General features: G+C 69.6%; 18 protein-coding genes, 1 tRNA gene and 1 pseudogene. 8 read left to right on the top strand and 12 right to left on the bottom strand.

All coding sequences use genetic code 11. The annotated features are described in order from the left end of the window. Positions 1-478 precede the first annotated feature (478 nt). Together Dfulv_RS45255 and Dfulv_RS45250 are read left to right on the top strand one after the other, a co-directional pair. Positions 479-1,192 (top strand): hypothetical protein, encoded by a 714-nt coding sequence (locus Dfulv_RS45255; protein WP_259859970.1) that lies wholly within the window; start codon positions 479-481, stop codon positions 1,190-1,192. Between the two features lie 82 nt (positions 1,193-1,274). Further along, positions 1,275-2,666: an FAD-binding oxidoreductase gene (locus Dfulv_RS45250; protein WP_259859969.1), complete on the top strand. Its 1,392-nt coding sequence runs from the start codon at positions 1,275-1,277 to the stop codon at positions 2,664-2,666. Between the two features lie 159 nt (positions 2,667-2,825). Here Dfulv_RS45250 and Dfulv_RS45245 read toward each other — a convergent pair whose 3' ends face one another. From Dfulv_RS45245 to Dfulv_RS45225, 5 genes are all read right to left on the bottom strand, one after another. Further along, positions 2,826-4,346, bottom strand: a complete 1,521-nt coding sequence (locus Dfulv_RS45245; protein WP_259859968.1) for a hypothetical protein — start codon at positions 4,344-4,346, stop codon at positions 2,826-2,828. After that, on the bottom strand, positions 4,343-5,203 hold the full coding sequence (locus tag Dfulv_RS45240) for an ATP-binding cassette domain-containing protein (protein WP_259859967.1): 861 nt from the start codon (positions 5,201-5,203) through the stop codon (positions 4,343-4,345). Before Dfulv_RS45240 ends, Dfulv_RS45245 begins: the two co-directional genes overlap by 4 nt. Before the next feature lie 3 nt (positions 5,204-5,206). Next, positions 5,207-6,295, bottom strand: a complete 1,089-nt coding sequence (locus Dfulv_RS45235) for a sensor histidine kinase (protein WP_259859966.1) — start codon at positions 6,293-6,295, stop codon at positions 5,207-5,209. Continuing rightward, positions 6,292-6,930, bottom strand: a complete 639-nt coding sequence (locus Dfulv_RS45230; RefSeq protein ID WP_259859965.1) for a response regulator — start codon at positions 6,928-6,930, stop codon at positions 6,292-6,294. The genes Dfulv_RS45235 and Dfulv_RS45230 overlap by 4 nt, the downstream gene beginning before the upstream one ends. 185 nt (positions 6,931-7,115) lie before the next feature. Continuing rightward, complete coding sequence (locus tag Dfulv_RS45225; protein WP_259859964.1) at positions 7,116-7,436, bottom strand: GYD domain-containing protein; 321 nt, start codon at positions 7,434-7,436, stop codon at positions 7,116-7,118. Between the two features lie 88 nt (positions 7,437-7,524). On the opposite strand from Dfulv_RS45225, the pseudogene Dfulv_RS45220 reads away from it, so the two are divergent. Next, positions 7,525-7,953 (top strand): annotated as a pseudogene (locus Dfulv_RS45220) (IS607 family transposase); the annotation flags it as partial. A gap of 5 nt (positions 7,954-7,958) precedes the next feature. Then, the gene (tnpB, locus tag Dfulv_RS45215) at positions 7,959-9,329 is read left to right on the top strand and encodes an IS607 family element RNA-guided endonuclease TnpB (RefSeq protein WP_259869492.1); all 1,371 of its coding nucleotides are present in this window, start codon (positions 7,959-7,961) and stop codon (positions 9,327-9,329) included. Between the two features lie 91 nt (positions 9,330-9,420). Here tnpB and Dfulv_RS45210 read toward each other — a convergent pair whose 3' ends face one another. Further along, positions 9,421-10,665 carry an IS256 family transposase gene (locus Dfulv_RS45210; protein WP_259859963.1) on the bottom strand — a complete coding sequence of 415 codons (1,245 nt, stop codon included), beginning with the start codon at positions 10,663-10,665 and terminating at the stop codon, positions 9,421-9,423. Positions 10,666-10,873: 208 nt separating this feature from the next. Here Dfulv_RS45210 and Dfulv_RS45205 point away from each other — a divergent pair, with 208 nt between their 5' ends. Beyond that, positions 10,874-11,257: a hypothetical protein gene (locus Dfulv_RS45205; RefSeq protein WP_259859962.1), complete on the top strand. Its 384-nt coding sequence runs from the start codon at positions 10,874-10,876 to the stop codon at positions 11,255-11,257. A gap of 290 nt (positions 11,258-11,547) precedes the next feature. Here Dfulv_RS45205 and Dfulv_RS45195 read toward each other — a convergent pair whose 3' ends face one another. Beyond that, positions 11,548-11,928 carry a GYD domain-containing protein gene (locus Dfulv_RS45195; RefSeq protein WP_259859961.1) on the bottom strand — a complete coding sequence of 127 codons (381 nt, stop codon included), beginning with the start codon at positions 11,926-11,928 and terminating at the stop codon, positions 11,548-11,550. Positions 11,929-12,137: 209 nt separating this feature from the next. Then, positions 12,138-12,210: transfer RNA gene (locus Dfulv_RS45190), tRNA-Arg, on the bottom strand. A 729-nt stretch (positions 12,211-12,939) separates the two neighbouring features. On the opposite strand from Dfulv_RS45190, the gene Dfulv_RS45185 reads away from it, so the two are divergent. Together Dfulv_RS45185 and Dfulv_RS45180 are read left to right on the top strand one after the other, a co-directional pair. Then, complete coding sequence (locus Dfulv_RS45185) at positions 12,940-13,404, top strand: VOC family protein (protein ID WP_259859960.1); 465 nt, start codon at positions 12,940-12,942, stop codon at positions 13,402-13,404. Positions 13,405-13,599: 195 nt separating this feature from the next. Further along, on the top strand, positions 13,600-14,520 hold the full coding sequence (locus Dfulv_RS45180) for an SdrD B-like domain-containing protein (protein ID WP_259859959.1): 921 nt from the start codon (positions 13,600-13,602) through the stop codon (positions 14,518-14,520). A gap of 165 nt (positions 14,521-14,685) precedes the next feature. Here Dfulv_RS45180 and Dfulv_RS45175 read toward each other — a convergent pair whose 3' ends face one another. Continuing rightward, the gene (locus Dfulv_RS45175; RefSeq protein WP_259859958.1) at positions 14,686-14,850 is read right to left on the bottom strand and encodes a hypothetical protein; all 165 of its coding nucleotides are present in this window, start codon (positions 14,848-14,850) and stop codon (positions 14,686-14,688) included. A 106-nt stretch (positions 14,851-14,956) separates the two neighbouring features. On the opposite strand from Dfulv_RS45175, the gene Dfulv_RS45170 reads away from it, so the two are divergent. Beyond that, entirely contained in the window at positions 14,957-15,151 is a 195-nt protein-coding gene (locus Dfulv_RS45170; RefSeq protein ID WP_259859957.1) for a hypothetical protein, read from the top strand. Between the two features lie 1,031 nt (positions 15,152-16,182). Here Dfulv_RS45170 and Dfulv_RS45165 read toward each other — a convergent pair. The 3 genes from Dfulv_RS45165 to eccCa all read right to left on the bottom strand — a co-directional run bounded on the left by Dfulv_RS45165 (position 16,183) and on the right by eccCa (position 24,052). Next, the gene (locus tag Dfulv_RS45165; protein ID WP_259859956.1) at positions 16,183-17,853 is read right to left on the bottom strand and encodes a right-handed parallel beta-helix repeat-containing protein; all 1,671 of its coding nucleotides are present in this window, start codon (positions 17,851-17,853) and stop codon (positions 16,183-16,185) included. Between the two features lie 78 nt (positions 17,854-17,931). Then, on the bottom strand, positions 17,932-20,025 hold the full coding sequence (locus Dfulv_RS45160; protein ID WP_259859955.1) for a hypothetical protein: 2,094 nt from the start codon (positions 20,023-20,025) through the stop codon (positions 17,932-17,934). A 76-nt stretch (positions 20,026-20,101) separates the two neighbouring features. Then, a complete protein-coding gene (gene eccCa, locus Dfulv_RS45155; protein WP_259859954.1) occupies positions 20,102-24,052 on the bottom strand; it encodes a type VII secretion protein EccCa in 3,951 nt (1,316 codons plus the stop codon). Between the last annotated feature and the right edge of the window lie 39 nt (positions 24,053-24,091).

Below are 24,091 nucleotides of genomic sequence, written 5' to 3'. Positions count from 1 at the left end.
CCGCGAAAAGCGAGACTTGGACCGAGTCTGTGTCGACAAGTACGTTGTCGGTACATGGTCCACAAGATCACTTACGGGTCATTCTCGGGGTAGCCTGCCTTTGGGGACGATCGGTGATGTCCCGCGCCGTCCCTTGTGGAGCATTGCGGGCAATGGGATGGTCACGGCCCAGAAAAACAGCGGGCGTCCGCGCAGGTGCCGTCGATGGCAGCGGGGAGTCCCGATGCAGCTGTGGCGGTTGGACGCGGAATTGGAGAGGTGACGGGTCAAGTGTCGTTGGCGCGGCGATGATCATCCGAGCGCACGGCGGACCGGCGACCGCGAGCTGCTCGTCCGGACGCTCAACAACTACTGGAACGTCGCCTGGGTTCCGCAGCGTGAGCAGCGGCGCCGCGAGATCGTCGACGAGCTGCTCACCATCGACCCGCTGCCGCCCACGATCGAGGTGACCGCACGGCTGCACCGGATGATGAACGCGATGACGGCCGGGGACGTCGCCGGGTTCGACGCCGATCTGACGCGCTCCCGCCGCCTGATGGAAGGGATCCGGACCCCGCTCCTCGGCGCCCAGGTGGCCTACGCGCGGGCCGGGCGGACCATGCTCGACGGTCGTTGGGACGAGGCCGAGCGGCTCGTCGAGGAGGCGTTCGCCCTGCAGGAGCACACCAGCCTGTGGGGCGCGGGGTGGATCCGCCTCGTGCTGCTCTACACCAGCCGGCGCTTCCAGGGCCGCCACGCCGACCTGCGCGACGAGCTCGTCCGCAGCGCCGACGAGCCGCAGCTGGAGCTGCTGCGCCCGACCGCGGTCCTGGCCGCGTGTGAGTCCGGCGACGAGCCGCTCGCCCGGGAGCTGCTCGGCCGCTGGGGTTCCGCCCACGAGATGCTGTGGAGCTGGAACTTCGTGGCGTTCCAGTGGGGCCTGGTGGCGGCCAGGCTCGGCACGCCGGACCCACGGGAGTTGTACGGCGAGATCCTGCCCTTCGCCGACCAGTGGTCCACGCTCGGCAGCTCCTGCGCGACGTGGGGCTCCATGCACTTCGTCCTCGCCGAACTGGCCGCCCGGATCGGCGACACCGCCGCGGCCACCGTCCATGCCGAGACGGCGCTGGCGCTGCACCGTGGCATCGGCGCCGTCCACCTGGTGGCGGCCAGTGCCGCACAGGTCGATGTGCAAGCCGATCTCAAGTCCTGACCAACTGGATCACAAGCGGACTCCCGCACAGTGATGCCATCGGCGCCCCGGACCGTGGGACGCCCGGCTGATTGGACTTCTCATGACCATGTCCTTGACCGACCTCTCCGCCGCCACGCGGAGCGTGCCCGAGCTCGCCGCCGCCGTACAAGGCCCGGTGCTGCTGCCCGACGACGACGGCTACGCCGCCGAGGCCGCCACGTGGAACGTGGCGACGCAGCACCGGCCGCTGGTGATCGTCGGCGCGACCGGCACCGATGACGTCGCCGCGGCCGTGCGCTGGGCCGGCCGGCACGGACTCGCCGTCGCGGTGCAGGCGACCGGCCACGGCGCCGTGCGGCCCGCCGAGGACTGTGTCCTCGTCACGACGAGCCGCATGCAGGACCTCACCGTCGACCTGGTCACGCGGACCGCTCGTGCCGCCGCCGGGGTCCGCTGGGCGAGCGTGATCAACGCCGCCGCGCCGCACGGCCTGGCGCCCCTCAACGGCTCCTCGTCGCAGGTGGGCGTCGTCGGCTACACGCTGGGCGGCGGCACCGGGCCGCTGGGCCGTCGTTTCGGCTTCGCGGCCGACCACGTCCGATCGGTGGAGATCGTCACCGCCGACGGTGCCGTGCGCACCATCGACGCCGACCACGAGAGCGACCTTTTCTGGGCCGTGCGCGGCGGCAAGGGCAATTTCGGGATCGTCACCGCGATCGAGTTCGGCCTGTTCGAGGTGCCGGCCTTCTTCGGCGGCGGCATCTACTTCCCGGCGGCCCACGCCGCCGAGGTGCTGCACGCATACCGTCAGTGGGCGCCCGGCCTGCCGGAGGAGATGACCACGTCGGTGGCGCTGCTGCGGCTCCCGCCGCTGCCGCAGCTGCCGGAGCCGCTGCGTGGGGCGTTCGTCGCCCACCTGCGGGTGGCCTACCAGGGCAGCGCCGAGGAGGGCACCCGGCTGGTCGCCCCGATGCGGGCCGTCGCACCGGCGCTCATCGACGGCGTCGGCGAGCTGCCCTACACGGCCGTCGACGCCGTCCACCAGGACCCGGTCGACCCGATGCCCTCCCACGAGGGCGGGGTGCTCCTCGGCGGCCTCTCCGCCGGCACCATCGACCGGATTCTCGCCGTCGCCGGCCCGCAGGTGGACCTGCCGCTGGTCATGGTGGAGCTGCGGCAGCTGGGCGGCGCCTTCTCCCGGCCCGCCGCGGTGCCGAACGCGGTCAGCGGCCGAGGCGCCGCGTTTTCCCTGTTCACCATCGGCCTCGGCCTGCCCGACCTGCGGCCGGCGGTGGACGCCGGCATCGGTGCGGTGCTGGCCGCCGCCGGCGACGACATCGTGCCCGGCGGCCTGATGAACTTCTCCGGCTCCGCCGGCCCGGAGGCGCTGCTGGCCAACTGGTCCCCGGCCGACCGTGACCGCCTCCTGCGGGTCAAGCGCTCGTACGATCCGACCAACGTGTTCTCGACGAACCAGGCGATCGCCGCGTGAGCCGGCGGGGACATTCCCCGAGATCCGTGTAACCGTCCCGGCGGCGGCGGTCCTGATCGCGGCGGACGAGGTCAGGGCGCTCGATGCGAACTGGCGGACCACGCAGACCTATCCGCCGCCCGCGCCGATCGGTCGGGGCACCCACGTCTGGTACGGACCCTAACGACGAGCGTGACGCAGTGTCGTCACGGCGAACGACACGGCGACGCCCGCGAGGCCAAGCCCGGTGACGAGGACCGGGCTCGGGCCTCGCGGCTCGCCGTGGTCGCGGAGGGCACCCATGACGTCCAGCGCCGGCAGGTTGTTGATCATCAAATACCACAAGATGGTGTAGACCGCCTGGAACATCCGCGGCGCACCGGTCACCGTGCCAAGTGTCAGCGCCAGTGCCGGGATGAACAGCGCGCCGCCCGCCCAGGCCAGCAGGCCCGCCGCGTCACCGATGACCGCCATCCGCACCGCCGCGCCGGCACCCGTCAACGCGGCGAGCGCCACCCCGGCGGCCCACTCGGCGAGCAGACGCCCGCGCGTGGCCGGGCAGGCGGCGAGGATCGCGGCCACACCCGACGTCGTGTGCTGTGTGCCCAGCCGCGACCACAGCAGGATCGGCCAGATCCAGACGGCTGCGAGCATCAGCCCGGGCGGCACCACCAGGCTCACCACCGCGAGCAGCCCGGCGCCCAGCCACCACCACAACGGCGTGCCCTGCAGCAGGATCCGCAGCTCACCCTGGAAGAGCCGGACCCCGGTCGCGCCGGGCGACGGCACCGTTTGCGGCAGCCCACGATAGACGCTGCGCGGCTCCGGTCCACTATGGACGCTCCTGCCGCTCGCTGCCGGCCGGTCGAACCGGTGAAACCACAGGGCCGGCAGCAGCGCCAGCCCGACGGCGAGCGCCGTCAGGGCCACCCGGCCGCCGACGAACGGCGCTGTGAGCGGCAGACCCGACCACTCGAACGTCCGCAGGGGCGTGTCGACGAACATCAGCCCCAGCCCGGGCGCCTCCGGTGCGGGGGAGCGGCCCGCCAGGTCCGCGGCCATCGACGCGGTCACGTGCGCCATGCCGATCCCGCCCAGCGGCGCGTCCGGCGACTGACCGGCGACCGCACCCACCATCCAGACGAAACACCACAGCACGTTGCCGAACCCGCCGCGCAACACCGGCGTCGTCTCGAACAGGACGGCCGCCGCGGCCGTGACGGCAAGCATCGGCAGCGCCAGGAGCACGAACGGGGTCAGCAGCCCGGCCAGGTCGACGGCCCGCGACTCGCCCCGCAGCAACTGCAGCGCCAGCGCGGTGACCGCCAGGACCGCCGCCATCGAGCCGAGCAGCAACAGGTTGCTCAGGAACTTGCCGGCCAGATACGCGCCGGAACGCAGCGGCGTCGCGGCCAGCAGCCGGCCCACACCGGTCCGCTCGTCCCGCGCGACGGCGTCCCGGGCCAGGTAGAAGCCGACGAACGTGAGCCACAGCGCACTCGTCAACGCGGTGACCAGGCCGACGTATGCGCTGGTGTAGACGCCCCGATATCCGCCGGCGTCCAGCACCACCCAGTGCGCGTCCCGCGCCGGCACCGCCAGCCACCCCAGGCCGATCGCCGACAGGAGCATCAAGGCATACGCCGGACGCCGCACCCGTTCGCGGAAGTCCGCCAGCGCCAGGCCCCACAGCCCCGTCACCGGTGCACCACACCCAGATAGGCGTCCTCCAGATCCGGCGGTGCGGGAACCGCGTCCGGCAGCGGGCGAGCCGTCGCGAGCACGCGCAACCGCACGCCGTCGGCGGTGCGCACCAGGCGCGTCGTCAGCAATCGTTGCTGGATGCCGGCCGCAGCCTCAGGGGGCACCACCACCTCCCAGACGTGACCGGCGACGGTCCGCAACAGGTCCTCCGGGCGCCCGTCGAGCCGCACCCGGCCGTCCTTGATCACCGCGATCCGGGTCGCGACCGACTCGATGTCGGAGACGATGTGCGTCGACAGCAGCACGACCCGGTCCGCGGCGAGGTCACTGAGCAGGTTGCGGAACCGGACCCGCTCCTCGGGGTCGAGGCCCGCCGTCGGCTCGTCGACAATGACGACCCGCGGGTCGGCGAGCAGCGTCTGCGCGATGCCGACGCGGCGCAGCATGCCGCCCGAGAAGCCGCCGAGCGGCCGCCGAGCGGCGTGGGTGAGGTTCACCAACTCGAGCAACTCGTCGATGCGGGACCTCGCGGAACGGCTCGAGAGCCCTTTCACCGCGGCCAGGTAGGCCAGGAACTCGCGAGCCGTCAGGTTTGGATAGACGCCGAAATCCTGCGGCAGATAACCGAGTGCCCGGCGCAGCGCACCCGGGCGGGCGACCGCGTCGGTGCCGTCGAAGCGCACCTGCCCGCCCGTCGGCCGCATGACCGTCGCGGCGATGCGCAGCAGCGACGACTTGCCAGCCCCGTTCGGACCGAGCAGCCCCAGCAGGCCCGGCTCGAGGCGCAGAGTGAGGCCGTCGACGGCGCGCTTCTGCCCCTTGTAGACCTTCGTGATGTCGAGCAGTTCGAGCATGCCTCAAGCGTCGTGGGATTCGGGCGCCCGCACATCTGCCGAACGGGAGAGATCGCACGTCACCCGCCAGCCGGCCTCATGCGGCCCGGCGTACAGCGTGCCGCCGAGCGCGCCGACCCGCTCGGCCAGCCCCGCCAGCCCGGTGCCGCCGCCGGTGCGCGGCCGCCGCGGGCCACCGCCACCACTGTCCACAATGGTCAGCAGCCCGGCCCGGTCCAGGGACACGACGACCGTCGCTGCCTTCGGCGCGTGCCGCCGGACGTTGGTGAGTGCCTCGACGACCACGTGATACGCGGCGACACCGGCTTCGGGGCTCAACGTCGCACCCGGCGCCATCCGCAGCGTGGCGCGGGCCGGGCCGGTGGCGTCGAAGCGGGCCACCACCTCGGGCAGGTCCCCGAGCCCGTGGACCCGCAGCGGCGCCTGCTCGTCGGCGCCGCGCAGCGTCCGCACCATGTTGTCCATCGCGTCGAGCGCCCGCAGGCCGGCCGCCTCGATCCGGGCCAGCGCGTCCGGGTCGCCGGCCACCTGGGCGGCCTGCGCCTGCACCACGATGCCGGTCACCTCGTGGGCCACCAGGTCGTGCAGGTCCCGGGCCAGGTCCAGCCGCTGCGCCCGGCGCGCCCGCTCCTCCGCCCGGCGCCGTCGCTGGTCACCGGCGCGCAGGTGGAGACCGGCGCCTGTGGCACACACCCCGACGAAAAACGTGGTGGCGACCAGCAGCACCGACGCCTCGAACCGGTTGGTCGGCACGTGGAGGGTCATCCGCAGCGGCAGAGCGACGATCGCGAGGCCGACGGCCGCCGCCTCGATCACGGTCCCGCGGCGGGTGACACGCACCTGCAGTACCGCCAAAGCCGCCAACTCGACCGGGAACCACAACGCCGCCGGTGCGGGCGGCCCACGGTGAGCGGCGTCCACCACCAGCGACAGCAGCGCCGCAGACAGGGCGAGCCGAGGCATGACGGCGGTGGCGACCACGCCGACAGCGGCCAGACTGGCGAGGATGCCCGACGCCCCGGTCACCGGCAGTGCACACAGCGCCGCGAGCGCCACGAGCGCCACCAGGAGCCACTTCCTGAGGTGTTTCACGTGGCCACGTTTCCGCTGTCCCAGGCCCAGACGGCGATCCCCACCCGGTTGCGGACGCCGAGCTTGCGCTGGATGGCGGCGATGTGGGTCTTCACCGTCCCGGCGGAGATGAACAGCTCCGCCCCGATCTCCGCATTGGTGCGCCCGGCGCCGACGTGCGCGGCGACCTCCAGCTCGCGCTCGGTGAGCGGCTCCAGCACCGGCACCTGCGGCGGACGGGGCGCGGTGACATGCTTGAGCAGCCGCACGGTGATCGAAGGGCTGATCAGGCTATCCCCGGCGACGGCGGCCCGCACCGCCTCCACGAGCAGCGCCGGTCCGGACCGTTTCAGCAGAAAGCCGGAGGCGCCGTCGCGAAGGGCGGGATACACGTATTCGTCGAGGTCGAAGGTGGTGACCACGACAACCTTGGTCGGCCCGCCGGCCAGGTGCCGGGTGAGGGTGAGTCCGTCCATCCGTGGCATCCGGATGTCGACGAGCGCGACGTCGGGCACGAGCTCCTTTGCTATTTCGAGCGCTTGGACCCCGTCGGCGGCCTCGCCGACGACGTCGATGTCGGGCGCGGCGGCGAGGATCCGCCGCAGCCCGTCCCGGACGATGTCCTGGTCGTCGGCGATCAGCACCCGGATACCCACCGCACTGAGCCTACGCACCCGGTTCCGATGCACATCTGCCGAACGGCAGACTTCGACGCCACACAGGAACTCGGTTCCAGGTCAGAGTGACGTTGTTGTTGGCGGCCCGCCTGTACGACCTGTGGCACGGGCGAGCACTGGCGTCCACGTGCCGGGGGTCGCCGAGCGGGCCGGATGCGGCTGGCTCAGGTGCCAGGTGCGTGGTACTCGACGGTCTTCTGGACGGCCTGGTCGATCTCGGCCGGGGTCAGCAGTGCCACGGTCTTGGTGGCGACGCCGCCGGACGCACCGACCGTGAGAGCGACGGCGGCGGCCGCCTTGTTGTCGGGCAGCTCGCAGATCACACGCGTGTTGGGTGCGTCGAAGGAGAAGTCGAACGACTCCAGTCGCCCGCCGACGCTTTCGGCCATTCTCCGGGCCGCCTCGATTCGTCCGCTGCCCCCTTCCTTGAGCAACCCGTGAAGCCCGTCGACCGTGAAGGTCCCTTCGATGAGGAATCTGGGCATCGAGATCACCTCCTCAGGACCGAGCCTAGTCACCGGAGGCATGACCACCCAGGGCGAGCCACTGACCGGCGCGAGGCCGGACGCCGGGCAGGTTGTGGTGTATGCCCGGGTGTCTTCCGCGGAGCAGCAAGCGGACCTGGACCGGCAGGTCGCCCGGGTCACGGTGTGGGCCACTGGCCAGAAGCTCGCCGTGGACCGGGTGGTGACCGAGGTTGGGTCGGCGCTCAACGGGCACCGTAGGAAGTTCCTCGCCCTGTTGCGCGACCCGGCCGTGACGGCGATCGTGGTCGAGTGCCGCGACCGGTTCGCCCGCTTCGGCGCCGAATATGTCGAAGCGGCGCTGGCGGCGCAGGGACGTCGCCTACTGGTCGTGGATCCGTCTGAGGTGGATGACGATCTGGTGCGTGACGTGACGGAGATCCTGACGTCGCTGTGTGCCCGCCGCTACGGCCGCCGTGCTGCCGCGAACCGCGCCCGCCGCGCGGTCGAGGTAGCCACCGGAGGCGACCCGGTGTGAAGACGATGCAGGCGTACCGGTTCGGCCTCGACCTGACCCCGGGCCAGGAACGTAACCTGTTCGCGCACGCCGGGGCGGCCCGTGTCGCGTACAACTGGGCGTTGGCGCGGGTCAAGGCGGTCATGGACCAGCGTGCCGCGGAACGCACGTACGGTGTGCCGGACGATCTGCTGACGCCGTCGCTGCCGTGGTCCCTCGCTGGACTGCGCAAGGCATGGAATCAGGCGAAGGCCGAGACAGCGCCGTGGTGGGGTGAGGTGTCCAAAGAGGCGTTCAACACCGGCCTCGACGCCCTTGCCCGCGGGTTGAAGAACTGGGTCGGCTCCCGCAGCGGGAAGCGGGCCGGGCGGCCGGTCGGGTTTCCCCGGTGCAAGTCTCGCCGCCGTACCACGCCGTCGGTGCGGTTCACCACCGGAGCGATCCGGGTCGAGCCCGACCGGATGCATGTCGTGCTGCCCCGGCTGGGCCGGTTGAAGCTGCACGAGTCAGCCCGCAAGCTCGCCCGCCGCCTCGACAACGGCACAGCGCGGATCATGTCCGCGACCGTGCGGCGCGACGGCGGACGCTGGCACGTCGCGTTCACCGTCGAGGTCGAGCGCGCCGAACGCCGCCCCGCCCAGCCCGGTGCCGTGGTCGGTGTGGACGTCGGGGTCAAACACCTCGCGGTGCTGTCCACCGGCGAGTTGGTCGACAATCCGCGCCACCTGGTCGCCGCGCAGAACAGGATGCGCGCGCTCGGCCGGGCGCTGTCGCGCAGGACCGGCCCCGACCGGCGCACCGGACGGCGGCCGTCGAGACGGTGGGAACGGGCGGCGGCCCGGCTCGGCAGGGCGTACGCCCGCGTGGCCGACCTGCGCCGTGACGGCCTGCACAAACTCACCACCCGGCTGACCCGCGAGCACGGCACGGTCGTGGTGGAAGACCTCAACGTCACTGGCATGATGGCCAACCGCAAACTGGCCCGGCACATCGCCGACGCCGGGTTCGCCGAGATCCGCCGCCAGCTGGCGTACAAGACGGAGTGGAACGGTGGTCGGCTGCTGGTGGCCGACCGCTGGTATCCGTCCTCCAAGACCTGCTCGGGCTGCGGCGCGGTGAAAGCCAAACTGCCCCTGTCCGAGCGCGAATACACCTGCGAGGCGTGCGGCCTGGTTATCGACCGCGACCGCAACGCCTCACTCAACCTGGCCGCCCTAGCGGCGCAGTTCGACACCGCCGGGAGTGGCCCGGTGGCAGCACGTGGAGCCGACCGGAAGACCCGCATACGCAGGCAGGTGGCCGTGAAGCGTGAACCCGGCACGACACCAGTCGGTCAGACCGGGACCGTCCCACCGCAAGGTAGGACTACTCATCGTGCGCTCACTAAAGCTCACTGAAAGGTAATGGCAGCAGCTCAGCAACGTCCTGACAGGCCACGTCCGCGCTGGTGGTGTAGGAACGGCCAGCGCTGATCCAGATAGTTGAATGTTATGCCGCGGCGAGTTCGGTGGTGGTCGGTTCGGTGTCGGTTCCCTCGTTCGTGATCACGGTGAGGCGGGCCTTGGCGAGGATGTCCAGACCCATGTAGCGGCGGCCTTCGGTCCATTCGTCGGTCTGTTCGGCCAGGACAGCGCCGATGAGGCGGATGATGGCGGCGCGGTTGGGGAAGATCCCGACGACGTCGGTGCGGCGGCGGATCTTCTTGTTCAGCCGCTCTTGGGGGTTGTTGGACCAGATCTGGCGCCAGACCTCGCGGGGGAACGCGGTGAACGCGAGCAGTTCCTCGCGGGCGTCGTCGAGGTGCTCGGCCGCGGCGGGGAACCGTTCGGCGATCGCGGTCACGACCCGGGTGTACTGGGCGTGGACCGAGGCGGCGTCGGGCTGGTCGAAGACGGTGCGCACGAGGGTGGCGACCCATGGCTGGGCGGATTTGGGGACTTTCGCGAGCAGGTTGCGCAGGTAGTGGGTGCGGCAGCGCTGCCAGGACGCGCCGGGCAGCGCGGCGCCGATCGCCGAGACCAGGCCGCGGTGGGCGTCGGAGACCACGAGCTTGACCCCGGACAGGCCGCGGGCGGTCAGGGAGCGCAGGAAGGCCAGCCAGCCGGCGCCGTCCTCGTCGGAGGCGACGTCCAGGCCGAGGACCTCGCGTTGGCCGTCGGCGTTGACCCCGACCGCGACCAGGGCGTGGACGTTGACGGTCCGGCCGTGCTCCCGGACCTTGATCACGAGGGCGTCCATCCACACGAACGTGTAGTGGGCGGCGTCGAGGGGCCGGTTGCGGAACGCCTCGACCTGCGTGTCCAGGTGGGCGGCCATCTCCGACACCTGGCTGCGTGACAGCGATGTGACGCCGAGTTGCTCGACGAGTTTCTCCACCCGCCGGGTCGACACCCCCAGCAGGTAGGCGGTGGCCACCACCGACACGAGGGCCTGTTCGGCGCGGCGGCGGTGCTGCAGCAGCCAGTCCGGGAAATAGGAGCCGTGGCGCAGCTTCGGGATCGCCAGTTCCACCGTGCCGGCGCGGGTGTCCCAGTCCCGGGCCCGGTAGCCGTTGCGCTGGTTCGTGCGTTCGTCGCTGCGCTCGCCGTAACCGGCGCCGCACAGCGCGTCGGCCTCGGCGGACATCAGCGCTTCGGCGAACGTCTTCACCATCGTGCGCAACAGATCGGGTGACGCGGACTCGATGTGCTCGCGCAGGAACGCGGCACCGTCCACACTCACAGGTGCGGCCATCGCTTGGTCTCTCCTTCGATCTTTGGTCAGTTCGAAGGATCAAGCGGTGGCCGTTCCCATTCCGGCATCCCCACTCAAAGTGGGCGAGTCGTACACCACCTCAGAGGACGCAGCCTCCTGACAAGACGCTCAAGCCTCGCCTGCCCACCCGATCTTGTGGGCACCGCACCGCACCGCACCGCCCGCCCAGCTTGCTAGCGTCTGTTGCGTGCGGACGCTGTACCGGATCTGGACAGCCCTCCTTGCAAGCGGACTGGGACTGATCACGGGCTGGTGCTCAGCCGGCGCCGGCGGCTCCTGGGAGCGCGCTCCGACCGCCCTGCTGATCACGATCGTCGGCCTCGGCGGCACGGGACTGGTCGTCGGCGTGATGTTCGGGGTGATCAAGGACCAGGTCGGGGCCTTGATGGCCGCGACGCTGGCGTTTCTGGCGAACTACCTCGCCTCGTGGATGAACTCGCCGTTCCACAGCGTGGCCGGCGACATGCTGCTCATGGCGTTCGACGCTCTCCCGCTGTGCTTTGGCGGCGCCATCGGGTTCACCACCAGCTATGTCCTGCGATCGAAGGCGGATCAGGCGGCCGAGCGGTGAGATGCTGACGTGCGGCCAGCCGTTCCCGTTCGAGTTCGACACTGCGACGAGGCCATCGGGGCATCCCGATGGCCTCGTCGACCAACTCCCGCGTCCGGCAGGAAGCGCCCTGGCGCTCGCCCCATGTCAAGTGACGTCGCCGTTGGCGGCCCGCCCGTACGACCTGCGGCACGCGGGCGTCAGCCTCTGTCCCAACGCCGGCGTTCACGCGCCGGAGTCGCCGAGCGGGCCGGCCACTCCGTCGACGTCCTCTCGAAGGTCTACGCCAAGTGCGTCGATCGCGACATAGATCAGATGCCGGGCGCGCGGTAGTCGACGGTCTGGTGAACCGCTTGGTCGACCTCTGCCGGGGTCAGCAGCGCTATGGTCTTGGTGGTGGCTCCACCGGATGCGCCGATCGCGAGAGCGATAGCGGCGGCTGACTTGTTGTCCGGCAGCTCGCAGATCACGTGCGTGTCGGGATCCCCGAAGCTGAAGTCGAACGACTCAAGTCGCCCGCCGACACTTTCGGCCATCTTCCGGACCGCTTCGACTCGTCCGCTGCCCCCATCCTTGAACAGCCCGCGGAGTCCGTCGAGCGTGTAGGTCGCCTCGATAAGGAATCTGGGCATTGAGATCACCCCCTCAAGACCGAGCGTAGCCGCGGGAGGGATGCCCGCCGAACGGCTCAACCGGCGACCGAACCGCAGTCCCCCGGTGCGCGGCGACCTGTGAACTCCAGAGGGCAAGGAATCTGGACCTGACCTGCGCAAAGGAGGCCAAGATCCATTTGTACGTCCTCTGCGTGGAGGGCTGCAAACAGGGCTCGGAGCGGCTTCTGGCGGCACCTGGCCGTGCATCGACTGGAGTGAGTATCCGCAGTTCGCGGTCCGAATGAGAGTGCCCCCGGCAGGATTCGAACCTGCGACACACGGTTTAGGAAACCGTTGCTCTATCCCCTGAGCTACGAGGGCGCGAGGTCCCAGGTTACCTGCCAGCGGATACCAGCGGGTGACCGGGCGTCCCGTCGGGTGCCAACGGCTGACGGCGGCGATCCCGGCGACCGGTGGAGCACACATGGAGCGCACGGATCCGTGCCGATGGGTCCGGTACCAATCAGTACCGGACAGTGTCAACCGGTACCAAGCGGTGTCATCGACTCACCGAGCACTTTCCGAGCACACAGAGATCAGCTTAGCGCCCACCTCGCCAGCGTGGCCAGCGCATATGGCTGCCCAGCAGACATGCAGTTGGACGTTCATCTCGACGAGAAAAATTTCGTCTGATCTCCGCTGGTCACGGCGACCGTTTCGGAGCGGACGTAACTCGAATGCGCGACCTGCGGATTAAAAGTCCGAAGTGGACGATCAACTTGCTCAGGTTCAAGCATAGCAAGGAAAAGTCCGTGGCAAGCGGCTCGCGTCCTGTGCAGTCCGGCCGTCTCCGCGCTGGTCAGCGGGCTCCACTCGCCAGAAGGCTGCAGCCAGCACTTGGCGCTACGACGGAAGTTCCTGAGCCGTCCGGCTATGTCCGTGCTGGGTAGTGAACATCCGAGCAACCACCGAGCAGCCCAACACCCTCCGGTCATGGTCCGCTGCGCACTCATGTCGATGAGCGTGCACTCGATCTTGTCGTCGGCCGACGGATGCGCCGATCATGGTCGATCGGTTTGGGTGAATGCGCAGTCTGTAGGTAGACAAGGTATGGCCGATCTGCCTGCGGCCGGGCCGGCCCCTGTGGTAGCTCGGCGTAGCCTGGACGTCACGCCTGTCCAGGTCAACCACACCATCGTCAATGTGCGTGACCGGAAGCGTTCCGCCCGGCGCCTGGCCGAGCTGCTGGGCGTCGCGGAACCGGTCCCGTACGGTCCGTTCCTGGTCATCGAGCTTGCCAACAACTGCTCGCTCGACTTCATCCAGGAGGACGGCATCATTCATCCCCAGCATTACGCGTTCCTCGTGTCGGAGGCGAAGTTCGACGAGATCTTCCCCCGCATCCAGGCCCACCGAGTGCCGTACTGGGAGGACGCCGACGGTCACAATCTCGAGATCATCACCGTGCCCGCACGGCGGCTGAGGTCGGGATTCGCTTGGCGTCGTTCAGGAGTCATGCCGCCCGCCGCCAGGGCGGACCCGCATATGCCGGCGGATCCTTGCGTGCCGACTTGATGCTATGCCACTCCGCGGGCCGGTCGGCGGCAGGTCCGGCGAGCGGGCAAGTGACTAGAACGACAAGTGACGAGAAGATCAAGCGAAGGGTGATCAGATATCTTTCCGATCTCGGTTCTTGATCGCGGGACAGCGGAGCGACCCGCCCAGCCACTACCGTCACGCTGACTCCCGTCCCCCATTACGGAGACCCCCATGCGCGCACTTGCCGCCGCCGCCCTCGCGGGCGTGGTTGTGGCCGTCCTCCCGGCGACGGCCGCCCTGGCCGCCGACCCCAAGCCGGACATCGCGGTGACCTCCGCCGCTGACAAGGCCAACTACGCCGAGGGTGAGACCTTCACTATCACGGTCACGGTGAAGAACAAGAGCTCCGTCGACGCCAAGCACGTGCACTACACCGGCGGCGACAGCGAGGGCGTCGACGGTGTTGTCTACGGCGTGCTGTCGACCGGCTTCGACCTCGCCGCTGGCGCCACCAAGACCGTCCAGCTCACCGGCAAGACCAACCACCAGGCGTGGCGATACGGCCGCGGATACGTCGCCTTCGAGCTCACCGCCGACAACGGCGAGGCCAACGACGCCGACAACGTCACCAGCGTGCGGCTGCTGGTGGCGGGCGCCTTCGACGATCTCGGCGGCTACGTCTTCCAGGGTGAGTCCTATGACGCCACATGGACGCCCCAGACGCCCGGCGTCCCGGGTGTCAAGGTCGTCGCCACCAGCGCCGACGGCAAGACGAAGTACGCCGAGGCCGTCACGGACGCCAAGGGCCTGTTCCGTCTCGCCCACCTCCCGGCCGGCGACGCCCTGCTGACCTTCACCGCCCCGACGGGCTGGAAGATCCTGGCCGGCGAGAACGGCGAGGACGACCACACCTTGGCGCAGGTCAGCGCCGACGACAGCGACGAGCCACGCATCTACGTGCCGGCGAAGAAGGTCGCCGTGAGCTCGCCGAGCGTCTCGCCGTCGCCGTCGGTCTCGTCGAGCGCCGGCCCGGGCCTGCCGGTCACCGGCGACAACACCATGCTGCTCGTCGGCGCGGGTGCGGTCGCGGTCGCGGTCGGCGTCACGCTGGTGCTCGTCGCGCGGCGCCGCCGCGTACGCCTGCAGGCCTGATCGACGGGGCTCGCTCCAGCCGCCGGCTGTTGCATCCCCCGCCATGTCGAGCGAGCCGAAGGGCGCCGAGGCCCCAGCACCCCGCTGGAGCCTCGGCGCCGCGGACTCCGGCCGCGACAACGCCTTCAACGTGCTCCGTCTGGTGCACCCCCTCGTGGACCGCGGTCAGAATGTGGCGATCGGGTTGACCGGGCTGCCGGACGTACCGGCGAAGCGGACCGGTGCGACCGCGAGGTGGAAGTCCCACTGGCCGAGCTCGGCAGCCGTCGTCGCGCACACCTCCAGGTCGCAGTTGTCGAGCAGCCACAGACCCATCGCGACGAGACCCACGGCATGGTGACTGTCGAGCTGGCGGGATAGTAGGTTCTCCTCGTGGAAAGATCGTCGATCTACCACGCATCGTGCAGCATGGATATGGCCTGTGGTTGCCCTAGCCGTGTCGGTGATCGGCGCGGCGGCTTTGTGCCTCGTCGGGCTGTCGGCCGTGATCGCAGACTATGACGGCATTACGAGCTGGATCAACGTCGTCGCCATCGGCAGCTGCTGCGCCGCCGTCATCCTCATCCTGCCGGCGTTGCCGCTGGCATGGTTCACGCACGAGGCGTTCCGCGATAGTGATACCAGCAGCTGATCACGCAGTGTCAAGTTAACGGCTCTGGCACAGAATCGGTGGTGGTCTCTGTCCTGAGTGGTCGGTCGCGGTAGGGCATCCCCATCGAGTACTTCTTTTCTGCCCTGGAGATCCTGCCAGACGAGCTGGCGTTGTCGAATGCACCGCTCGCCGTGCTTGGAATGTCTCGGGGAAGCGAAGCAGCGATGCTCACCGCAATCCAATCAAGCATCCGCGTACGCGGGCTGCTGGCGACCGTTCCCGGAAGCGTGGTGGCTGGCAGCTGCCGTTCGTGGACCACTCCGGTCCGGACTGCGAAGATCCAAACGCCATCATCCCCGTCGAGCTGGTCCCCGGGCCGATCGGCGTGAACTGGAATAGTTCGATCACATTCCGGCTCGACAGGTGTTTGGCAACCGAGGGACGACGTGACGTAGGGGTCAACTCTGCGAGAGCGTCAACACGTGGACGCGCTCACGCGGTGACCGAGGCCGAGCAGTTCGCCGTGGATACGCTGGTAGCCCCAGCCAGGGTTGTCCCGGGACATCCGCTCGACCAGGGCGGTGATGGCGCCGGGTCGAGCGGCGGCCGACCGGACCGGTTGGGATATGTCCAGTGGCGAGTGACCAGCCGCCGATGCCAGCGTATGACTGTGGCGGGGGTGACGAGCCGGTGCGCCGTCAAGGCCCAGGGCAGGAGCTTGATCAGGGCGGCGAGCACCGCTCGGTCCGCCCAGTCCAGCCGCGGCGTGGGATTCTGCCGACGCAAGACCGCGTTCTCGTGGTGGAGGACCAAGATTTCTACGTCTTTGGTCGCACCGGGTGTGGGCCAGGAGGGTGAGTCAGCCGGCGATGCGGCAGAACACGAGGTAGAGCAGGCGCAGCGACACGGTCATGACGATGCCTGGCAGCATGTCCGAGCGCTGCCCGCCCACGTCAACCACGCCACAGCCTGGATGACATTTTTCGCAAGCGCAGAGGTCGGCACCGGCGGCCTGTTGTTGTCGTAACCGTTCGACGTCGCCAAACCGGATCGGACGTTGAACGTGAAGCTCAGGCGAGAACCGCACCCCGGAGGTCGTCGACGGTGATCAGCTGGAGCTCGTCCTGGGAGGGCATGCGGTTCAGCTGCCGGAGGCGTTGTGCCTGAACCTTGCGCACACCCTCGAAGAGCTTCCTGGCCTCACGGCCGTTGCCGAAGTTGGGGTCGCGCATCCGCTGCTGGAAGTACGCGCTGCTCTCTTCGATCGCGCGCGGCTCGACCGTGTACTCGCTCGCCTCGGCCATGCTGCCGAGGATCCGGCAGAGCTCCGGCGCGGTGTAATTCTCGAACTCGATCGTCTTGCTGAAGCGGGAGGCGAGGCCTGGGTTGGCGTTGAGGAAGTGGTGCATCTCGTCGGTGTATCCGGCGACGATGACGGCGACCTCGTGCCGGTGGTCCTCCATCAGCTTGACGAGCGTGTCGATGGCCTCCTGGCCGAAGTCACCGCCGGATCCGAAGCTACGCGACAGCGTGTAGGCCTCATCGATGAACAGCACACCACCGAGCGCGGACTCGAATGCGGCGTTGGTCTTTTCAGCGGTGTGCCCGAGATACTGCCCGACCAGGTCCTGGCGGGCGACCTCCTTGAACGTCCCGGCCGGCAGGACGCCCAGCGCGGCCAGCAACCGGCCGAAGATGCGTGCCACGGTGGTCTTGCCGGTGCCTGGCGAGCCGGCGAACACGAGATGGGTCGAGGTGGGTGTGACGGTGAGACCGCCGCTGCGCCGCCATTCGTTTACCTGGATCTCGTCGATCAGCGCCCGGACCTCCGACTTGACGCCGGCCAGCCCGATGAGGCCGTCCAGCTCGGCCAGGAGCCCCTCCACTGCCGCCGCGTCGGCGGCAACTGGTCGCTCCGCGGCGCCGACCTGTGCACGGGGTCGCCGGTCGGAGGTGCTGATCTCGGCCCGTGATCCGGGCGCGACGAAGACGCCGGGGCTCGCCGTGTGCTCGGTCCGGCAGTCGATCAGCTCGCCGCCGCAGTCGGCCGCGACGCTGATGCCGACCGCACGCGCCTCGCCGACCCGGCACCCGCGCAGCGTCGGCGAGCTCTGCTGGGCGACCGCGATGCCGATGTCCCCGACCCTGGTGACCTCGCAGTTTTCGACGGTTGGCCGTGAATAGTCATAGATGTAGATGCCTCGGTAGCCGCAGTCGGCAATGGTGCAGTTGCGCAGCACGGGATCCGCCGAACCGATCAGGATGCCGTCCTCGACCACGTCGGTGATCTGGCAGTCGACCGCCTTGCCCGCGCAGTTGTCCAGGTGCATGCCGACGTGTGCCCGTGAGATCCTGCACCGGGCCAGGTCGAAGGTGGCACGCGTACGGATCCTGACGGCCACCGCGGCGCCGGCGGTCAGCGTGCAGTCGTGCATGGTGATGCTGCCGCCGACGACGGAGATGGCCGGCGCGTCCGCGCCGTGCAGCGTCAGGGCGTGAAACTCCACAGTAGAGTCTTGACAGTCGATGACGGGAGCGCCCGCGACACGGGCGAAAACCGAGACCGTGTTCGGTCCGTCGGCCGCGGTCAGCGTCAGCCGCCGTCGGTTGAGCGTCAGGCGCTCGCGGTACTCACCCGGGGCGACGACGACGGTCGCCCCGTCCGGTGCGGCTTGGACGGCGTCGCCGATCGTCGGATACGCACCCGGCAATGAGACCGATACGTGCAACGTGATTGTCATGGCTCCACGAGGCATCTGGGAGAGGGTTTCCGGACCTTACCAGGCGACCGGCGGCATGGGCGCCGCCCGAGCCCACCGTCACGCCGTCCGGCCCAGCGCCTGACCCGGCTCGACCTCCGGCGCACGCGGTGGTCTGGTCACGGATGCACGACGGTCGGTGTCGCGGGCCGGCCGGGTGTCAGTCGTCCCGTCACCCTCAGGGTCAACGACCCTGGGCCGCGTCACCGGCTTCTGCTTCTCCTCAGGCAACATCGGGCGTCCCTTGCGCCCGCTGAGCGCGGATCCTCCTCCGCCGCCCTGCTGCGGCACGCCCGCACCCGGAATGAACGGGACACCGCCCAGGCCCGAGCCCGTCGTCCCCGCGCGCCCGGTCAGCGCGGCACCGGCGGCGGTGGTCGCGGCCGGCGTGCCGCCGCGGCCCATCAGGTCGACGGCGCCGGTCGCGGTGGGCAGGCCGGCGCTGATGGAGGAGCCCTTCAATCCGCCGATACCCCCGCCGCCGAGGCCGTTCGGCAGGGTCGGCGGCGTAGCGATGCCGGGAAGGCCCGGCAGCAGGGGCAGTCCACCGGTGTCCGGCAGTTGCGGCACGGACACGTCGGGTAGCTGTGGCGCGGGTGTGTCCACCTGCTTGGCGAGCTCGTCGATGGCCTTCTGGGACTGCTCCTGTTGCTGTTGCATCTGGTTCTGCAACTGGTCGGCGTTGTTTCTTTCCTGCTTCAGTGCGTCCTCATACGTCTTCTTGAGATCCGCGATGGACTTGTCGTAGTCCTTCTTCAGATTGGCGATGGACTTGTCGTAGGCCTTTTTCTGGCCGTCGATGATCTTCTGCGGGTCCTGCCGTGAGCCGATGCCCGGCGGCTTGCCGACGCCACCGCCACCAATGCTGGGACCGCCACCGCCACCGCCACCGGGCACCGAGGGCGCGGTGGTGCGTGACTGGCGCGGATCCGGCACCGGCGGGAGGGCGGACGATGGTGTGTCGGTCAGCAGCCCCGGATATCTCGCCGGAGCGGTCCAGGGCGTCGCCTGCACGTACGCCCTGGCGAACGCCTCAGCGATCGGTGCCGCCAGCGTGTCGTACTTGCGGTACCGATCGCTGACGTGATCATTGAAGAACGTGTAGAAGTTGGCCTCGCTCGTGTACGACTCGCCCGCCACGTAAATCGGGTTGGTTTCGTCGACGATCCCCCGGTCTATGATCTGGTTCCGCCTGTTGTGCATCTCGTGGATCTCGCGGACGGCAATTGCGTACAAGTCGTTAATCTCGCGGTTGGCCTTTGTCGCGTCATATATCAGGCCGAAGAACTGGGTGCTGCGGTGCTGGCTGTTGGCCGCCCAGTACTCCATGGCGAGGGCGGACTCCGTGACGCGTTGCTGGAAGACGTCGGCGGCCGCGCTGTCCCAGCCCTGCTTCAACGTGTTCGACACCTTGGTGACGTGCGCCTGGATGGCCGTGAACTGCGCCCCGAGCGCCGCCCACTGCTGGGCGAGGAGGTTGAGGTAGTGCACGGGCTCGGCCGGAACGACGGACCACACGCGGAACAGGATGGTGCCCGGGACGTCGGCGTCCTTGCGCCAGTCCGTGGTGCCCGCCGGCGCCATCGCCGTCGAGGCGATGCTGTCGGACGGACCGTAGGCGTCAGCCACGCCCGGAGCGGGAAGCCCGGAGCCCTTCGCGATCGTCGTGCCCTGCGTGATGGAGCTCAGGTGCACGTCGCGCAGGTCCCAGCCGTGACTGTCGTATGCCGCGCCGGTCCGGTAGTCAGGAATGGGGTCGCTCAGCCTGTCGTGGATCAGATCGCGATCGAGCCGCTGGAGTGCCGCCTGCGCTTTGCGCTCGGCCTCGGTGTATCTCGTGTAGAACGTGCCGGCCACCTCCTGGAGCGCCATGACACCGTTCTGCACGTGTTTCGCGAACTGTGTCAGGGCGTCCGTCTGGCGGAGCGCTTCCGCACCGAAATGACGGGCCTCGAAGAACGTGGTGTTCCACGCCTTGGGCCATTGATGGATCTTCTGGGCGTTTTCGACGGGTGTGCCGTCGTCGCCGCCCTTGAGGATCCTCTCCAGCGTCCTGGTGGTCGTGACCGCGTCGAGTGCCCTGGCGTAATCGAGCAGCGCGTTGCGATCCTTGAGGTCGATGTATCGCCGGGCGTCCCGCTTCGGCGTCGGCATTGCCAGAACCTCCGTCGGCCAACTCGTTGATGTGTACGCTATCGGGGCTTCACGCAGGAATCCAGCCTCAGGACGTCTACTCCAGCCATCCGCACTGGATGAGGCGTGCGTCCTCCTTGCGGGTCACCAGGAAGCCGCGTCCCGGTGGGAGCTGACGAAGCTTGACGTTGCCCAGCAGCGGTCCGTCTTCACGGTCGCCCGACAGGACCAGGCCGGGCGACGCGAGGTCCCGCAGCCGGCTGAGGACCGGGTCGTAGAACGCCCGCTGCGCCCCGCCCGAGCGGCGCGCGATGACCAGGTGCAGGCCCACCTCGCGGGAGTGCGCGATGAACTCGTGCAGCACGTGGACCGGATTGCGGTCGGTGGATACGAGGTCGTAGTCGTCCACCAGCACGTACAGGTCGGGACCCCGCCACCAGGAGCGGCTGCGCAACTGTTCGGTCGTCACGTCGGGTCCGGGCATCCGCTCGCGCATCACCACGGCGGCCTCCGAGAGCAGCTTGTGGCTGGCTTCCCCGGACGTGCCGTACGCGAGCAGATGGCTCTCCGGGAGCCTGCCCAGCAGCGAGCGACGGTAGTCGAGCGCGATGATCTTCGCCTGCGACGGCTGGTACCGCACGCTCAGCGCCTGCGCGAACGCCGCGAGGAACGTCGATTTGCCGGACTCGGTGTCGCCGAAGAGCAGGAAATGGTGGTCGGCGGAGGTCAGGTCGAGGTAGGCCGGGCCCAGGTCGGACTCGGCGATACCGATGGCGATGCCCGGCGCGTCGGGTCCCTGTGGCAGGTCCCGCACGGCGATCCGGTCGGGGAGCAGGCGCACGCTCGGTGCGGTCGAGCCCTTCCAGGCGTCACGGACGGCGGCGACGAGCGCTTGCGTCGCCTCGGCGAGGTCCCCGGTGTCGACCACACCGTCGATCCGGGGCAGTGCGGCCAGGCACTGGTGGCCGTCGGGCGTGATGCCCCGACCCGGTGACCGGTCCGGGATGTTGGCCGCGGCCCGGCGGTCGATCATCGAGTCGGAGGGGTCCGCCAGGCGCAGTTCCAGCCGGGTGCCGAAGCTGTCACGGATCGTGCTGCGCACGTCGTACCACCGGTTGGTGGCGATGACGACGTGTACCCCGTACGAGAGGCCACGATTGGCGATGTCCGTGATCGGGTCCTCAAGGTCCTCGAACTCGTTGCGCACCGTGAGCCAGCCGTCGATGACGAGAAACACGTCCCCGTGGGCCTGTTCGGCGAACTCGCCCGCTGCCCGCAGCCGGCGGAAGGTCGACATCGAGTCGATCCCGTGCTTGGCGAACAGCCGCTCCCGGTCGTTGAGCACGCCCAGCACCTCGGCGACGGTACGGCGGACCAGGTCGACCTCGTGGCGCGCCGCCATGCCGCCGACGTGCGGAAGCCCGCGCAGCGCGGACAGGGACGCCCCGCCGAAGTCCAGACAGTAGAGCTGCACCTCGCGTGGCGTGTGGGTGAGCGCCAGGCTGCACAGGACGGTCCGCAGCAGGGTGCTCTTCCCGGCCTGCGGCGAACCGATGACGGCGACGTGTCCGTGCCCGCCGGACAGATCCAGGGCCAGCACGTCGCGCCGCTGCTCGAACGGCTTGTCCACCACCGACACCGGGACCCTGAGCTGACCGGTGGTCGAGGCGTCGGCGACCGTCAGCCCCCGGGTCTCGTCGCGGTGGAGCGGACCGAGGAGGTCGTCCAGTGTCGGTGGCTCGTCGAGCGGCGGCAGCCACACCTGATGGGCGGGCGTTCCGTGGCCGACCAGGCGTTGGGTCAAGATGTCGAGCAGGGTCGGTCCGCCGACTGTCTCGTCCTCCTCGACCTCCGGCGCCGGGCCCGGCTCCTCCTCGACCTCAGCGACGTAGGTGGAGACGTACTCGTGCACCCGGGCGTCGCCCGAGCTCGCCTCCACCTGGCTACGGCTGCGGTAGACGCCGGAGACGTAGGCCGCCCGGAACCGGCTCAACAGCTCCGTACCGAACTTGAGGAAGCCGTGGCCGGGAGCCCGCGGCAACTCGTACGCGTCGTTCACGCCCAGCACGGTGCGGCTCTCGCTGGGCGAGAACGTCCGCAGGCCGATGCGGTAGGAAAGGTGGGTGTCCAGGCCGCGCAGGCGGCCCTCCTCAAGGCGCTGGCTGGCCAGGAGCAGGTGGATTCCCAGCGACCGGCCGACCCGCCCGATCTGGACGAACATCTCGATGAAGTCCGGCTTGGCCGACAGCAGCTCGCTGAACTCGTCACAGACGACGAACAGGCTGGGTAGCGGCGTGAGCGGGGCACCGGCCAGGCGGGCCCGTTCGTAGTCGCGCTGCGAGACGTAGTTGCCGGCCTTGCGCAGCAACTCCTGGCGGCGCACCAGCTCGCCGTTGATCGCGTCGGTCATGCGGTCGACCAGGGGCAGCTCGTCGGCGAGGTTGGTGATGACCGCGCTGGTGTGCGGAAGCAGGTCCAACCTGGTGAAGGTCGCGCCGCCCTTGAAGTCGACCAGCACGAAGTTGAGGATCTCGGGCGGATGCGTGATGGCGAGCGCCAGCACCAGGGTCCGCAACAGCTCCGACTTGCCGGACCCGGTCGCGCCGATCAGCAGGCCGTGCGGGCCCATGCCGTCCTGTGCCGACTCCTTCAGGTCGAGCTCCAGGCGTTCGCCGTCGCGCCCGATCCCGATAGGGACCCGCAGGCGGTCACGGGTCGGGCGGGGCGCCCACGTCAGGTTCGGGTCCAGCGTCGCCGGATCCGGGATGTTGAGCAGCTCGGCCAGGCCGTGCTCGGCGTTCATCGCCCGGTCGCCCCGTGACGCCGCCGCCAGCCGCAACGGGCTCAGCTGCTGGGCGAGCGCTTCGGCCGCGAGCCGCCCGAACTCGTCGGCGTGGCCCAGCGGCCGTACACCGTCGAACGTGCGCCCGGTCAGGGTGCCGTCGGCGTCGACCCGCAGCACCAGAGTGGCGCGTTCGATGTTGCGGGGTGGCGGGTTCGACATGTCGATGACGGTGACGCCCTCTACCCCCGCCTCGGCGGCGAGGTGGTCGGCGCCGGCGATGTCACCCTCGTCCACGATGACGAGCACGTGCGCGCCGTCGTGGGAGGACTCCGCCCCACCCGGGTCGAACCGCGGGCGGTTGGCAAGCAGGTCGTCGAGCATGGCCTCCAGCCCGACCAGCGCCGGCGCGATCAACCGCAACGGGCCGAGCGCGTCGACAGCGGTCGGATGTTGGCTGTGCGGCAGCCACTTGGTCCATTCCCAATGCGGCCGTGTGTCGCTGTTCAGGCAGATCGCGATCAGCAGGGTGTCGGGGGAGTGGAAGGTGGCGGCCTGGGCGATGAGCGCGCGGATCATCGACCTGGCACGGGCATGGTCACCTTCGATGTAGACCCGACCGAATCCGTTGAGCGCCAGCACGACCGGCAGGTCCGGCAGTTCGCTGTAGGTCTGCAGGAATCGTCGCAGGGCGGCCGCGGCGACCGGTTCGGCCTTCTCCGGTGGCGTGGCCGGACCCGCCACGAGCCTGGTGGCCAGTTCGCGTGGGCCGAGCCCGATGCGTACCAGGCCGTGGTCGAGGTCGGTGGCACGGCGCTCCCAGAGCCGGGCGCTGTCGACCAGGGCCCACAGGCTCCAGGGCGCCGGATGCCGATAGTACTCGGCGGCCCGTTGCTCCCGGGCGGTGCGGCGGACGGTCCGCCGGCAGGCGTCCAGATCCCAGAGGTACTCGCGCCGGACCCGGTGCATCTCCTGCTTGGTCGCGCCACTGCCGTGCAGCGAGAACTGCATAAGCAGCATGCCGATCGCCGAGATGCCGAAGAGACCGCCGGTGAGATATGCCCACGGACCGCTGGAGCCGCGCTGCCCGGCGAAGATGAGCGCGATGGCCAGGGACCCGGCCAGCATCGGCAGCAGCATGAGCAGGTGGGTCCACCCACGGCCGCCCGGCGCGGGTATCTCGGGCGCCGCCTCCAGCACGATTTCACCGCTCGGGTACGGCGGTGCCGGCCGGCGTGCCGGCCGCCTTCGGATCACTGTGGACAATAGACCGCCCCCAACTTCCGCCTATGAACCACTATCATG

This window comes from Dactylosporangium fulvum (genome assembly GCF_025137375.1).
GTDB classification, from domain to species: domain Bacteria; phylum Actinomycetota; class Actinomycetes; order Mycobacteriales; family Micromonosporaceae; genus Dactylosporangium; species Dactylosporangium fulvum.
This window is presented reverse-complemented; position numbering and strand designations above follow the sequence as displayed.

Coding starts and splice junctions, on each gene's coding strand:
- Dfulv_RS45255 (WP_259859970.1), top strand. CDS start 479: ATGACGGCCGGGGACGTCGCCGGGTTCGACGCCGATCTGACGCGCTCC.
- Dfulv_RS45250 (WP_259859969.1), top strand. CDS start 1,275: ATGACCATGTCCTTGACCGACCTCTCCGCCGCCACGCGGAGCGTGCCC.
- Dfulv_RS45240 (WP_259859967.1), bottom strand. CDS start 5,203: ATGCTCGAACTGCTCGACATCACGAAGGTCTACAAGGGGCAGAAGCGC.
- Dfulv_RS45225 (WP_259859964.1), bottom strand. CDS start 7,436: ATGCCCAGATTCCTCATCGAAGGGACCTTCACGGTCGACGGGCTTCAC.
- tnpB (WP_259869492.1), top strand. CDS start 7,959: ATGCAGGCGTACCGGTTCGGCCTCGACCTGACCCCGGGCCAGGAACGT.
- Dfulv_RS45210 (WP_259859963.1), bottom strand. CDS start 10,665: ATGGCCGCACCTGTGAGTGTGGACGGTGCCGCGTTCCTGCGCGAGCAC.
- Dfulv_RS45185 (WP_259859960.1), top strand. CDS start 12,940: ATGGCCGATCTGCCTGCGGCCGGGCCGGCCCCTGTGGTAGCTCGGCGT.
- Dfulv_RS45180 (WP_259859959.1), top strand. CDS start 13,600: ATGCGCGCACTTGCCGCCGCCGCCCTCGCGGGCGTGGTTGTGGCCGTC.
- Dfulv_RS45165 (WP_259859956.1), bottom strand. CDS start 17,853: ATGACAATCACGTTGCACGTATCGGTCTCATTGCCGGGTGCGTATCCG.
- Dfulv_RS45160 (WP_259859955.1), bottom strand. CDS start 20,025: ATGCCGACGCCGAAGCGGGACGCCCGGCGATACATCGACCTCAAGGAT.